Source organism: Streptomyces sp. NRRL B-3229 (assembly GCF_000719505.1).
In the GTDB taxonomy this organism is placed as follows: Bacteria; Actinomycetota; Actinomycetes; order Streptomycetales; family Streptomycetaceae; genus Streptomyces; species Streptomyces griseorubiginosus.
Genome location: NZ_JOGP01000004.1, coordinates 378,605 through 392,147 on the forward strand (window position 1 = coordinate 378,605; position 13,543 = coordinate 392,147).

General features: G+C 71.2%; 8 protein-coding genes. 7 read left to right on the forward strand and 1 reads right to left on the reverse strand.

The genetic code is table 11. The features are described from left to right. The first annotated feature begins 19 nt into the window (after window positions 1-19). The 5 genes from IF54_RS0108520 to IF54_RS0108540 all read left to right on the forward strand — a co-directional run bounded on the left by IF54_RS0108520 (window position 20) and on the right by IF54_RS0108540 (window position 8,393). Entirely contained in the window at window positions 20-1,738 is a 1,719-nt protein-coding gene (locus IF54_RS0108520) for an ABC transporter ATP-binding protein (RefSeq protein ID WP_030316155.1), read from the forward strand. Then, window positions 1,735-3,504 carry an ABC transporter ATP-binding protein gene (locus tag IF54_RS0108525; RefSeq protein ID WP_030316156.1) on the forward strand — a complete coding sequence of 590 codons (1,770 nt, stop codon included), beginning with the start codon at window positions 1,735-1,737 and terminating at the stop codon, window positions 3,502-3,504. Before IF54_RS0108520 ends, IF54_RS0108525 begins: the two co-directional genes overlap by 4 nt. 272 nt (window positions 3,505-3,776) lie before the next feature. After that, a complete protein-coding gene (locus IF54_RS0108530; protein WP_030316158.1) occupies window positions 3,777-5,831 on the forward strand; it encodes a M4 family metallopeptidase in 2,055 nt (684 codons plus the stop codon). 284 nt (window positions 5,832-6,115) lie between these two features. Next, on the forward strand, window positions 6,116-7,780 hold the full coding sequence (locus IF54_RS0108535) for a M4 family metallopeptidase (RefSeq protein ID WP_030316160.1): 1,665 nt from the start codon (window positions 6,116-6,118) through the stop codon (window positions 7,778-7,780). 103 nt (window positions 7,781-7,883) lie between these two features. Beyond that, a complete protein-coding gene (locus IF54_RS0108540; RefSeq protein WP_020139803.1) occupies window positions 7,884-8,393 on the forward strand; it encodes a DUF1990 domain-containing protein in 510 nt (169 codons plus the stop codon). A 25-nt stretch (window positions 8,394-8,418) separates the two neighbouring features. On the opposite strand, the gene IF54_RS0108545 is transcribed toward IF54_RS0108540, so the two are convergent. Beyond that, window positions 8,419-11,037: a glycosyltransferase family 1 protein gene (locus IF54_RS0108545; RefSeq protein WP_030316162.1), complete on the reverse strand. Its 2,619-nt coding sequence runs from the start codon at window positions 11,035-11,037 to the stop codon at window positions 8,419-8,421. A gap of 298 nt (window positions 11,038-11,335) precedes the next feature. Between IF54_RS0108545 and IF54_RS0108550 the strand changes: the two genes are divergently transcribed. Together IF54_RS0108550 and IF54_RS0108555 are read left to right on the forward strand one after the other, a co-directional pair. Further along, the gene (locus IF54_RS0108550) at window positions 11,336-12,538 is read left to right on the forward strand and encodes a S8 family peptidase (protein ID WP_030316164.1); all 1,203 of its coding nucleotides are present in this window, start codon (window positions 11,336-11,338) and stop codon (window positions 12,536-12,538) included. A 216-nt stretch (window positions 12,539-12,754) separates the two neighbouring features. After that, window positions 12,755-13,543: maltotransferase domain-containing protein (locus tag IF54_RS0108555; protein ID WP_030316166.1), on the forward strand; the 789-nt coding region annotated here is incomplete at its 3' end.

Below are 13,543 nucleotides of genomic sequence, written 5' to 3' on the forward strand. Positions count from 1 at the left end.
GGAGCGATCGGGGGGACGAGTGATCGACGCGTACGAGGACCCGGGCACGCCGGATGTCCGGGGCGGCTGGCGGTATCTGTGGTGGCTGGTGACCTGCCAGCCGGGGCGGTCGGTGGCCGGGGCGCTGCTGGGCAGCACATGGATGGTGCTGCTGGCGGCGACGCCGTACCTGATGGCGAAGGCGATCGACGAGGGCCTGGAGCCGGGCGACTGGCCGGCGCTGTCGGGCTGGTGCTTCGCGCTGTTCGCGGTCGGTTCCTTCAACGCGTGGCTGAGCATCATGCGGCACCGCACGATGACCCGGGTGCGGATGGACGCCAACTTCCGCACGGTCAAGGTGGTCGTCGGGCAGGCGGTCCGTCTCGGGGCCGCGCTCTCGCGCCGGACCGGGGCCGGGGAGGTCGTCACGATCGGGGTGGGCGACGTGCAGACGATCGCGCAGGCCCTCACCGTCGTCGGCCCGGGCGTCGGAGCGTGTGTCGCCTACCTCACGGTCGCCGCGCTGCTGGTCTCGGTCTCCCTGGTCCTCGCGGCCGTGGTCCTCCTCGGCATTCCGGCGATCGTCGTCCTCGTGGGCCCGTTCCTGTCGCGCCTCCAGGGCGCCGAGACGGAGTACCGCAACCGCCAGGGCGTCCTCACGGCCCGTATCGCCGACCTCGCGGGCGGCCTGCGCGTCCTCAACGGCCTCGGCGGCAAGTCCCTGGTCGCCGATGCCTTCCACCGCGACTCCCAGCACCTGCGCACCCAGGGCTACCGGGTCGGTGCGGTCACCAGCTGGGTCCAGGCCCTCGGCGTGGGCCTGCCCACCCTGTTCCTGGCCGTCGTCACCTGGCTCGCGGCCCGTCTGGCCGCCCAGGGGGACATCACCGTGGGCGAGTTGGTCGCGGTGTACGGCTATGTCGCGGTGCTGGTGGGGCCGGTGGCGTTCTGGGTGGAGTGCGGATACCAGCTGAGCCGGGGGGTGGTGGCGGCGCGGCGGGTCGTCGACTTCCTGCGTCTGGAGCCGCTGGAGGACAAGGGCACGAGGGACGCCCCGGCGGAACCGTCGGCACTGCACGACCCGGAGTCGGGCGTGACCGTCCTCCCGGGCCGCCTGACGGCCCTGGCCTCGGCCCACCCGGCGGACACGGCGACGGTACTGGACCGCCTGGCCCGCTACACGCCGTCGCGGGCGACCTGGGCCGGAGTCCCCCTGGACGAGATCCGACTCCCGCAGATCAGGGAACACATCCTGCTGGCGGACCACGAGGCGGACTTGTTCGCTGGAACTCTGGGCGAGATGATCGCGCCCCACAGGGGCGCGGGGAACTGCGCGACCAGCCACAACGAACCCGCAGCCGCCCTGCACGCAGCCGTGGCAGACGACATCGCGCAGGGTCTCCCCGACGGCCTCGACTCCCCCATGGACGCCCAGGCCCGCAACCTCTCCGGCGGCCAACGCCAACGCATCCGACTCGCAAGAGCCCTCCTCGCGAACCCGGAAATCCTCCTCGCCGTAGAGCCCACCTCCGCACTGGACGCCCACACGGAGGCCCTGGTCGCCGAACGCCTCAAGGGCGCCCGAGAAGGCCGTACGACAGCCCTCACCACCACCTCCCCCCTCGTCCTCGACCACGCCGACACCGTCCTCTACCTGGTCGACGGCAAGCTCGCGGCGTCCGGCACCCACCAGCAGCTCCTCACCCGGGAACCGGGATACCGCGCCCTGGTCGCACGAGACGTGGAGGTCATGAAGTGAGCAGGGCCCACCTCCCGGTCGCCGACCAGGCCGCCGTCCGGCGCGCCTCCGTCCGGCTGATCCGCAAGGACACCCCCGCCTTCACCGCCGTCCTCGCGCTGAACGCGGCCGCCGCCCTCACCGGCCTCGCGGGCCCCTGGCTGCTGGGCCGGATCATCGACGAGGTGCGGGCAGGGAGCGGCGTCGCCGCGGTGGACCGGCTCGCGGCCGTCCTCGTGGTGTGCGCGAGCGTCCAGCTGCTCCTCGCCCGCTGGGCCCGTTACGTCGGCCACCGCTTCGGCGAGCGCACCCTCGCCCGGGTCCGCGAGGAGTTCGTGGACCGCGCCCTCGCCCTGCCGGCCAACGTCGTGGAGCGCGCGGGCACGGGCGACCTGACGGCCCGCGGCACCGCGGACGTGGCGACCGTGGGGACGACTCTCCGCGACGCGGGCCCCGAACTGCTCATCAACGCCGTGCAGTTCCTCTTCCTGCTCGGCGCGGTGTTCTTCCTGAACCCGCTGCTGGGCGCGGTCGGCGTGTTCGGTCTGCTGCCCATCTGGTTCGTGCTGCGCTGGTATCTGCGGCGGGCGAGGGACGGCTATCTGGCCGAGGGCGAGGCCACCTCGGAGGTCGCCGAGATCCTCGCGGCCACCGCGTCCGGGGCCCGCACGGTCGAGGCGCTGCGGCTGGACGAGCGCCGGGTCAGGGCGAGTCGGGAGGCCCTCGACACGGCCCGCCGCACCCGTCTGTACACCCTCTACCTGCGCAGTGTGTTCTTCCCCGTGGTCGAGGTGGCGTACATCCTGCCCGTGGCCGGCGTGCTGCTGGTCGGCGGCATGCTGCACGCACAGGGCGTGATGAGCCTGGGGTCGGTCGTGGCCGCCGCCCTGTATCTCCAGCAACTGGTCGGTCCTCTCGACCAGATCCTGGTGCGGGTCGAGCAACTCCAGTCCAGCGGCGCCTCGTTCGCCCGCGTGGAGGGTCTCGCCGGAGCACCGCGGACCTCCGCCCTGGACTCCCCCACCCCCACCGACGACCGCATCGACGTCACCGACGTGCGCTACTCCTACGGCCGTGGCGGCGAGGTCCTGCACGGCGTCGACCTGACCGTGCGCCCCGGTGAGCGGCTCGCGGTGGTCGGTCCTTCCGGTGCCGGGAAGACCACGCTCAGCAGGCTGCTCGCGGGCGTCGACGCGCCCACGTCCGGCTCGGTGACCGTCGGTGGCGTGCCCGTCGTCGGTCTCGGGCCGGAACAGCTGCGCCGCCAGGTCGTCCTGGTCACCCAGGAGCACCATGTCTTCCTGGGCACGGTACGCGACAACCTCCTCATCGCCGAACCCGGCGCGGGGGACGAGCAGTTGTGGGACGCGCTGGCCGCCGTAGGAGCGGACGGGTGGGTGCGGGAGCTGCCCGAGGGGCTCGACACCGGGCTCGGTGCGGACGGTCACGCCGCGGACGGTCACACCACGGACGGCTCACAGGCGCAGCAACTGGCCCTGGCCCGGGTCGTGCTGGCCGACCCGCACACGCTGATCCTCGACGAGGCGACCGCGTTGCTCGATCCCACGACCGCGCGGCACACCGAGCGGGCGCTGGCCGCTGTGCTCGAAGGGCGGACGGTCATCGCCATCGCGCACCGGCTGCACACCGCGCACGACGCGGACCGGGTGGCGGTGATGGAGGACGGCCTGCTGACCGAACTGGGCACGCACGAGGAGCTGGTGGCGGCGGGCGGGGCGTACGCGGCGCTGTGGGGGTCGTGGCACGGGGGGCCGGGCGGCGGCTGACCTCAGCCGCGGCACCCTGCCCACGTGACCGCATATCGAACATGAACAACCGGACAACGAACCGTTTCCGGCCAAGTTTCTGACGCGCTCCTGACAGTACGGGCTTTCCGGTGCCACTCTTCCCACGGCCGCCTCACAGCAACCTCACAGATTTCCCGCTGTGTTCCGATCCGCGGCCACCTGCACCTCGTTCCGCGTACCGCCCGGACGGTCGACCCACCGTCCGGTCTCCCCTGGCCGCGTGACCCGCGGCCGCGCAGAAGGAGTCAGTGTTGAGAGACAGTTCCTCCCACAGACGCGCCCCCCACGCCCCCCGCACCCTGCACCGCAAGGCCGCCGCCGTGGCCCTCGTCGGTGTCTCGGCCCTGATCGCCGCCGCCGTCCAGTCGGGCGCCGCCACCGCGGCCCCGGAGAAGGCACCGTCGGCCGCGAGCAAGGTGATCCCGGGCTCCGAGTCCCTCAAGCTCACCCCCGCCCAGCGCGCCGAGCTGATACGCCAGGCGAACGCGACCAAGGCGGACACCGCCAAGGACCTCGGTCTGGGCGCCAAGGAGAAGCTGGTCGTCCGTGACGTCGTCAAGGACGGCAACGGCACCCTGCACACCCGCTACGAGCGCACCTACGACGGCCTGCCGGTCCTCGGCGGCGACCTCGTCGTGGAGACCACGAAGGCCGGCGCGACCGAGGGTGTCGTGAAGGCGACCGCCAAGGCCATCAGGCCGGCCACCACGACCGCGGCCCTGCCCGCCGCCAAGGCGGAGAAGCAGGCCCTCAGCATCGCGAAGGCCGCCGGCGCCGACAAGGCGGACACCGACCGCGCCCCGCGCAAGGTGATCTGGGCCGGCAACGGCACCCCGACCCTGGCGTACGAGACGGTCGTCGGCGGCCTCCAGGAGGACGGCACGCCGAACGAGCTGCACGTGATCACGGACGCGGCGACCGGCGCGAAGCTCTACGAGTACCAGGGCATCGAGACCGGCACCGGCAACACCATGTACAGCGGCACGGTCACCCTCGGTACCACACAGTCCGGGTCGAACTACACCCTGACCGACGCGGCGCGCGGCAACCACAAGACGTACAACCTCAACCGCGGCACCTCCGGCACCGGCACCCTCTTCTCCGGCCCCGACGACATCTGGGGCAACGGAGCCGCGTCCAACACGGAGACCGCGGGCGCCGACGCGCACTACGGCGCCGCGCTCACCTGGGACTACTACAAGAACGTGCAGGGGCGTTCGGGCATTCGCGGTGACGGGGTCGGGGCGTACTCCCGGGTCCACTACGGCAACGCGTACGTCAACGCGTTCTGGGACGACAGCTGCTTCTGCATGACGTACGGCGACGGGTCGGGCAACACCCACCCGTTGACGGCGATCGACGTGGCCGGTCACGAGATGACCCACGGCGTCACGTCGAACACCGCGGGGCTCAACTACTCGGGCGAGTCCGGGGGGTTGAACGAGGCGACCTCCGACATCTTCGGCACGGCCGTCGAGTTCTACGCCAACAACTCCTCCGACGTCGGTGACTACCTCATCGGCGAGAAGATCAACATCAACGGCGACGGCACCCCGCTGCGCTACATGGACAAGCCGAGCAAGGACGGTGCGTCCAAGGACAGTTGGTACTCGGGGATCGGCTCTGTGGACGTCCACTACTCGTCCGGGCCCGCGAACCACTTCTTCTACCTCCTGTCGGAGGGCAGTGGCACCAAGACCATCAACGGGGTCACCTACAACTCCCCGACCTCGGACGGCCTTCCGGTCACCGGTATCGGCCGGGACAAGGCGGAGAAGATCTGGTTCCGCGCGCTGACCACGAAGTTCACGTCGACGACGAACTACGCGGCGGCCCGCACCGGCACCCTCGCGGCGGCCGGTGAGCTGTACGGCACGACGAGCGCCGAGTACACGGCCGTGGCGAACGCCTGGGCGGGCGTGGCGGTCGGATCGCGTCCCGGTGGCGGCGGTGGCGGCACCTCGTTCGAGTCCACCACCGACGTATCGATTCCGGACAACGGTGCGGCGGTCAATTCGCCTATCACCGTCTCGGGGCGTACGGGCAACGCGCCGTCGAACCTTCAGGTCTCGGTCGACATCGTGCACACCTACATCGGTGACCTCCGGGTGCAGTTGATCGCTCCCGACGGCACGGCGTACACGCTGAAGGCGTACGGCACCGGCGGCAGCACCGACAACCTCAACACCACGTACACGGTGAACGCCTCCTCCGAGGTCGCCAACGGGACCTGGCAGTTGCGGGTCCAGGACAACGCGGCCCAGGACACCGGTTACATCAACGGCTGGAAGCTCACCTTCCCGTAGACCCGCGGGCCCACGGACAGGGCGCCGCCCCGGTGGTTCGAATCCCCGGGGCGGCGCCCTCTTTTTGCCGGTCCATGACCGACGGCCTGTTGGCGCTTTGCCCAGGTCAACTCGATTTACATGCCTGCAATATTCATCCAGCCGTCGATTTTCGGCCAACATCACTTGAGGGTCCTGACATGTACGCGCCTTGATGCCACGCTTCCTCACAACCGCCGCACAACTTCACTACCACCCCGGTGGGCAACCCCACGCCCCCCGGGCTCCCCCACGAAGGAGCTTGTGTGACCCCCTTCTACGCGCGTCACAAGCGCACCACCCTTGCCATCGCCACCGCGGTCGCCGCCGGAGCCCTGCTCAGCACCGGCCTGACCACGGGCAGTGCCGCCGCCGCGACCCCGGCGGAGAGCACCGGCAAGGCTCTCGCGGGCGCCCCGGTCCAGCTGTCCGCGGCCGCGCGCACCTCCCTCATCAAGGAGCAGCAGGCGGACGCCACGACCACGGCCCGGGAGATAGGTCTCGGCGCCAAGGAGAAGCTGGTCGTCAAGGACGTCGTCAGAGACGCCGACGGCACGGTGCACACCCGCTACGAGCGCACCTACGACGGCCTGCCCGTCCTGGGCGGCGACCTCGTCGTCCACGAGTCGAAGTCCGGCGCCACCGAGGGTGTCTCCAAGGCGACGAAGGCCACCATCAAGGTCGCCTCCCTGACCCCCAAGGTCACCGTCGCCAAGGCCGAGACCCAGGCCCTGAGCGCCGCCAAGGCCGCCGGCTCGGACAAGGCCGCCGCCGACGGCGCCCGCAAGGTGATCTGGGCCGGTTCCGGCACCCCCGTCCTCGCCTACGAGACGATCGTCGGCGGCTTCCAGGACGACGGCACCCCTAACCAGCTGCACGTCATCACCGACGCGGCCACCGGCAAGAAGCTCTACGAGTACCAGGGCATCGAGAACGCCACCGGCACCGGCAAGAGCCTGTACTCGGGCACGGTCAGCCTGACCACCACCCTGTCGGGTTCGACGTACCAGCTGACCGACGGCTCGCGCGGCAACCACAAGACGTACAACAAGTCCCACGGCACCAGCTCCTCCGCGGGCACGCTGTTCACGGACGCCGACAACACGTGGGGCACCGGCACGGCCTCCAGCTCGACCACCGACCAGACGGCGGCCGTCGACGCCGCCTACGGCGCGGCCGAGACCTGGGACTTCTACAAGTCCACGTTCGGCCGCAGCGGCATCAAGAACAACGGCGTCGGCGCGTACTCCCGCGTGCACTACGGGAACCAGTACGTGAACGCGTTCTGGGACGACAGCTGCTTCTGCATGACGTACGGCGACGGTGAGGGCAACGTCAGCCCGCTGACCTCGCTGGACGTGGCCGGTCACGAGATGAGCCACGGCGTCACCGCGAACACGGCGGGCCTGAACTACTCGGGCGAGTCCGGTGGCCTCAACGAGGCGACCTCGGACATCTTCGGTACCGGCGTGGAGTTCTTCGCCAACAACGCGTCCGACAAGGGTGACTACCTCATCGGCGAGAAGATCGACATCAACGGCGACGGCACCCCGCTGCGCTACATGGACAAGCCCAGCAAGGACGGCGGCTCGGCGGACTCCTGGTCCTCCTCCGTCGGCAACCTGGACGTCCACTACTCGTCCGGTGTCGCGAACCACTTCTTCTACCTGCTGTCCGAGGGCAGCGGCGCGAAGACGATCAACGGCGTGTCCTACAACTCGCCCACGTCCAACGGCTCCACGGTCACCGGCATCGGCCGGGACAAGGCGCTTCAGATCTGGTACAAGGCGCTGACGACGTACTTCACGTCGACGACCAACTACAAGTCGGCGCGCACGGGCACGCTCTCGGCGGCCTCGGCCCTGTACGGCTCCACCAGCGCCGAGTACAAGGCGGTGGCCGCGGCCTGGTCGGCGGTCAACGTCAGCTAGTCCCGGTGATCACGAGGCTCAGCCGGCCCCGGTGATCACAAGGCAATGACGGGCGGTACCCGGAACGAAGGCATTTCCGGGTACCGCCCTACTCTTGGGTCCCATGTCCTTCACGTACGACGACGTCGGCGCGACCCGGCGGAGCGGTTTCTGCCCGCCCGGCTTCCACCCCCTGCACGTCCGCACGCGCATAGGCGAGGGCCACGACGTCTTCCGTAAGGCCTCCGAGGCGGTCCTGACCTGGGAGATGCACCGCGCGCTGGGCGTCGGCATAGACGCCACGGCCGACCGGGCGGCCCCCGACGTGGACGTGACGGTCACCCTGGCGGGCGTCATCAAGGCCCCCTGCCGGGTGGTCTGGACGGTCGAGGAACACCGCCGCGCGGGCTGGGCCTACGGCACCCTCGCCGGCCACCCCGAATGCGGCGAGGAGTCCTTCGTCGTCGACCGCACCGGCGACGGCACGGTCTGGCTGACGGTGTCGGCCTTCAGCAGGGCCGCCAAGTGGTACTCCCGGGCGGCCGGCCCGGCGACCCGCGGCCTCCAGCACGCCTACGCCCGCAAGTGCGGGGCGGTCCTGCGCAAGCTGTGCGGCGGGGAGGACGCGGGCTGAGCACCCGGCCCGCGCCCCCCACCACTCACCGCATGAGCAGCCCGGCCCCCTCCACCCCGTCCTCCGAAGGCACCGCCACCACCCCCAACTCCGCGCCCGACGCGAGCAGTCGGTGCGCGGGCAGGACGCGGACCGTGTAGCCGAAGGGGCCCGTGCGGTCGAGGGACAGGGGGCCCTCGTAGACCCAGCGGCCCTCCGGGTCCGGGCCGCCGACCGGCTTCAGGGGCACCGTCGTGGCGTCCGCGATGCGGTCCTCCTCGTCCACGCGGCCGGAGAGCGCCTGGACCTCCACGTCGTCCGGGCCGAGGACGCCGAGGCCCACGTGGACCCGCAGACCGAGCGTGGTGCCGAGTTCGGCCGTGGTCGTCGCCGTCGTGGTCTCCACGTGGTCGACCGTCACCCCGTGCCACTGGGCCCGCACCCTCGCCTTCCACTCCGCCAGTTCCCGTGCCCGGTCGGGGTTCATCGTGCGGTGGGCATGGGCGGCGGGCGCGTAGAGCCGCTCGACGTACTCGCGGACCATGCGACCGGCCAGGACCTTCGGGCCCAGGAGGGTCAGTGTCTGGCGGACCATCTCGATCCAGCGGTCGGGCAGGCCCCCCTGGCCGCGCTCGTAGAAGCGGGGGGTCACCCGCCGTTCGAGGAGGTCGTAGAGGGCTTCGGCCTCTATGTCGTCGCGGCGGTCGGGGTCGGTGCCGGCACCGTCCGCCGTGGGGATCGCCCAGCCGAAGTCGGGCTGGAACCACTCGTCCCACCACCCGTCCAGGACGGACAGGTTCAGACAGCCGTTCAGGGCCGCCTTCATCCCGCTCGTCCCGCACGCCTCCAGCGGCCGCAGCGGGTTGTTGAGCCAGATGTCGCAGCCGGGGTAGAGCTTCTGCGCCATCGCCATGCCGTAGTCGGGCAGGAAGACGATCCGGTGCCGCACCCGCGGGTCGTCCGCGAACCGCACCAGCTCCTGGACCAGCCGCTTCCCGCCGTCGTCCGCCGGGTGCGCCTTGCCGGCCACCACGATCTGGATCGGGCGCTCCGGGTGCAGCAGCAGCTCCATCAGCCGGTCGCGGTCCCGCAGCATCAGCGTCAGCCGTTTGTACGACGGGACGCGGCGCGCGAATCCGATGGTGAGGACGTCGGGGTCCAGCACCCCGTCGATCCAGCCCAGCTCGGCCGTGCCGGCGCCGCGCTGCCGCCAGGACGCCCGCAGCCGCTCCCGGACCTCGGTGACCAGTTGCTCGCGCAGGGTACGGCGCAGCTCCCAGACGTCCTGGTCGGGGATGTCCCCGACGGAGTCCCAGCGTTCGGAACCGCCGACGGTCAGCGCGTCCTCGGTGCGCTGGGCGCCGATCTGCCGGGCGCCGAGCCGGAACACCTCCGGGGCGACCCAGGTCGGGGCGTGCACCCCGTTGGTCACGGAGGTGATCGGCACCTCCTCGGGGTCGAATCCCGGCCAGAGTCCGGAGAACATCTCCCGGCTGACCTGGCCGTGCAGCAGCGAGACGCCGTTGGCGCGCTGGGCGAGCCTGAGGCCCATCACGGCCATGTTGAAGAGGTTGGGCTCCCCGCCCGGGTAGGTCTCCATGCCCAGCGCCAGGATGCGGCCCACGTCCAGGCGGGGCAGCTCGGCGTCGGGCCCGAAGTGCCGGGCGACCAGCTCACGGTCGAAGCGGTCGATGCCGGCCGGGACGGGGGTGTGCGTGGTGAACACGGTCCCCGCGCGGACGGCCTCGAGGCCCGCGTCGAAGTCCAGCCCCTGGTCGCAGAGTTCGGCGATGCGCTCCAGGCCGAGGAAGCCGGCGTGGCCCTCGTTGGTGTGGAAGACCTCGGGGTCGGCGTGGCCGGTCAGCCGGCAGTACGTCCGTACGGCCCGCACTCCCCCTATGCCGAGGAGCATCTCCTGGAGCAGGCGGTGCTCGCTGCCGCCGCCGTACAACCGGTCGGTCACCCCGCGTTCGCCGAGGCCGTTCTCCTCGACGTCGGAGTCCAGCATCAGCAGCGGCACCCGGCCGACCTGCGCGAGCCAGATCCGGGCGTGCAGCCGGGTGCCGCCGGGCAGGGCCAGCGACACCCGGGCCGGGGTGCCGTCGGCCTCCTTCAGGAGCGCCACCGGCAGCTCGTTGGGGTCCAGGACCGGGTAGTGCTCCTGTTGCCAGCCGTCCCGGGACAGGGTCTGGCGGAAGTAGCCGTGACGGTAGAGGAGACCGACACCGATCAGCGGGACGCCGAGGTCGCTGGCGGCCTTGAGGTGGTCGCCGGCCAGGATGCCCAGGCCGCCGGAGTACTGGGGCAGGGCGGCCGTGATGCCGAACTCGGGAGAGAAGTAGGCGACGGCGGCCGGTAGTTCACCCGGATGGGCCTGGTACCAGCGCTCGCCGGAGACGTAGTCGTGGAGGTCGTCGGCGACCGCGGTGAGCCGGCGCAGGAACCGGCGGTCCTCGGCGAGCTCGGCGAGCCGGGCGGGGCGCACGCTGCCGAGCAGCCGTACGGGATCACCGCCCGACGCGGCCCAGTGCTCCGGATCGACGGACTGGAAGAGGTCACGGGTCTCCGTGTGCCAGGACCAGCGCAGATTGCGCGCCAGATCGCTGAGCGGCCGGAGGGGTTCGGGCAGGACGGGTCGGACGGTGAAGCGACGGATAGCCTTCATTGCCACCTCGTCAGGCGTGCGGAGGGGGACACACGGCGGTGTGGGTCCCGTCGTCACCCCTGACCGTATCCGTGCGGAGGGTCTCGTCACCACGGCGCCGTTCCGGATCGAACAGGCCGAAAATCGCCGCAACCTTCCCACCTCCCCCCATGGCGGATATGGCTGATTCCACCCCCTGAGGCGTTCTTGTGGTACTTCACACCGCACGAGAGGCTTCCCCTGGCGTACCGGCCGGCGCCGGGTGCACTCCCCGGACAGCGGGCTTCGGTACGCCGATCGGAGGAGGGGAAGTCAGGCCATGGCACGGACGCGACATCGGCGTCTGCGCCGGCTGGGGGGATTGACCGCGGTGGCCTGTGCCGCCACGCTTTCGGCCATCACCCTGCCCGCGCAGGCCGCACCACAGGGACGGATAGTCGGCGCCGGAGAGCCCGGTTCCGTCACCGGGAGTTACCTGGTGACACTCAAGGGAGGCACCGAGGCGCCCTCGGCGACCGGAAAGGGCCTCGCCGAGAAGTACGGGGCGAGAATCAGCCATACCTACGGCACGGTCCTCAACGGCTACGCCGTCCGCGCCGACGAGAGACAGGCCCGGGAGCTCGCCGCCGACCCCCGGGTCGCCTCGGTCGTCCAGGACACCCGGGTGACGCTGGAGGGGACCCAGAAGAAGCCGCCGTCCTGGGGGCTGGACCGTGTCGACCAGCCGGCGCTGCCGCTCGACGGGTCCTACACCTGGCCGCCGTCCGGGGGCGCGGGGACGACGGTGTACGTGATCGACACCGGCATCCGGATCTCCCACCAGGACTTCGGGGACCGGGCGAGCTACGGCTGGGACTTCGTCGGGGACGACCGGTCGGCGGGGGACGGGAACGGGCACGGCACCCATGTCGCGGCCACCGTCGCCGGCGCCCGGTACGGCGTGGCGAAACGGGCCGAGGTGGTCGCCGTACGCGTCCTCGACGACACCGGGTCGGGCACGACGGCGCAGGTCATCGCCGGTATCGACTGGGTGACCAGGAACGCGCGGAAACCGGCGGTCGCCAACCTCAGCCTCGGCGGTGGCTACAACGCGCAACTGGACGTCGCGGTCCGCAACTCCATCGCCTCCGGGGTGACCTACACGGTCGCGGCGGGCAACGACGGGCTGCCCGCCGGGCTCTACTCACCGGCCGACGTGTCGCAGGCGATCACGGTCGGCGCGACCGACGGCAAGGACCGGCGGGCGGCCTTCTCGAACTACGGTTCCGCCGTCGACCTGTTCGCACCCGGCGTGTCGATCACCTCGGCGGGCATCACGAGCGACACCGCCAGGGCGACGTACTCGGGTACGTCGATGGCGACCCCGCTCGCGGCCGGTGCCGCCGCGCTGTACCTGGCCGGCCATCCGAGGGCCACTCCGGCACAGGTTGGTAAAGCCCTGGTGAAGACGGCCGTCACCGGGAAGGTGTCCGGTCGTGGGACCGGTTCGCCGGACAAACTTCTCCAGGTTCCGGGTTCTTAGCGGAAGCGTCCACCGACCGGTCCCGTTCGGCCAGAACGGGACCGGTCTTGTGTGGAGAGATACGAGTGAGTAGTTAACAAAGGGCCGGATTGCCCACCCGAATAGGGTGGGAAGGCTCCCCGGGTACACGGCTCAGGTAGGTTCACTGAGACGCCCCGCAGGACCCCCTCCCCACATCCATCCGCCCACCCGAAGTTGACGCGGACAGGAGCGGTCATGCCCGCCACGCACCACTCGTCGGCACCCCCGACGACCAGCACCGAAGCCTCCACCCCGCGCACCCTCGACACCGGACCACCGCCCCCGGAGCGATCCTCCGCGGCAGCGGATCGGACTCCGGCCGTCGGGCGCATCCCCGTCCTCGACGTCCGGCCTGTCGTCCAGCGCGGCCGCCGGCCCGCCAAGGCGGTCGTCGGAGAGACGTTCGAGATCTCGGCCACCGTGTTCCGCGAAGGTCATGACGCGGTCGCCGCCAATGTCGTACTGAAAGATCCGGAAGGGCGCATCGGGCCATGGACGCCGATGCGCGAACTGGCCCCGGGGACCGACCGCTGGGGCGCCACCGTCGCCGCCGACGCACCCGGCCTGTGGAGCTTCACCGTCGAGGCCTGGAGCGACCCGGTCAGCACCTGGCGGCACCACGCCCAGATCAAGATCCCGGCCGGTATCGACACCGAGCTGGTCCTGGAGGAGGGCGCCCGGCTCCACGAGCGGGCCGCGGCCGGAGTCCCCGACGACGGGCGCAACGGCGTGCTCCTGGCGGCCGTCCGGGCCCTGCGGGACGACACCCGGCCTGCTGCCGCCCGTCTCGCCGCCGCCCTGACTCCGGAGGTGGACGCGGTTCTCGCCCGCTATCCGCTGCGGGAGTTGATCACGGCGTCGGAGTCGTTGCCGTTGCTGGTGGAGCGGGAGCGGGCGTTGTTCGGCTCGTGGTACGAGTTCTTCCCGCGTTCCGAGGGCACCCCGGAGCGGCCGCACGGCACGTTCCGGACGGCGGCGCGGCGG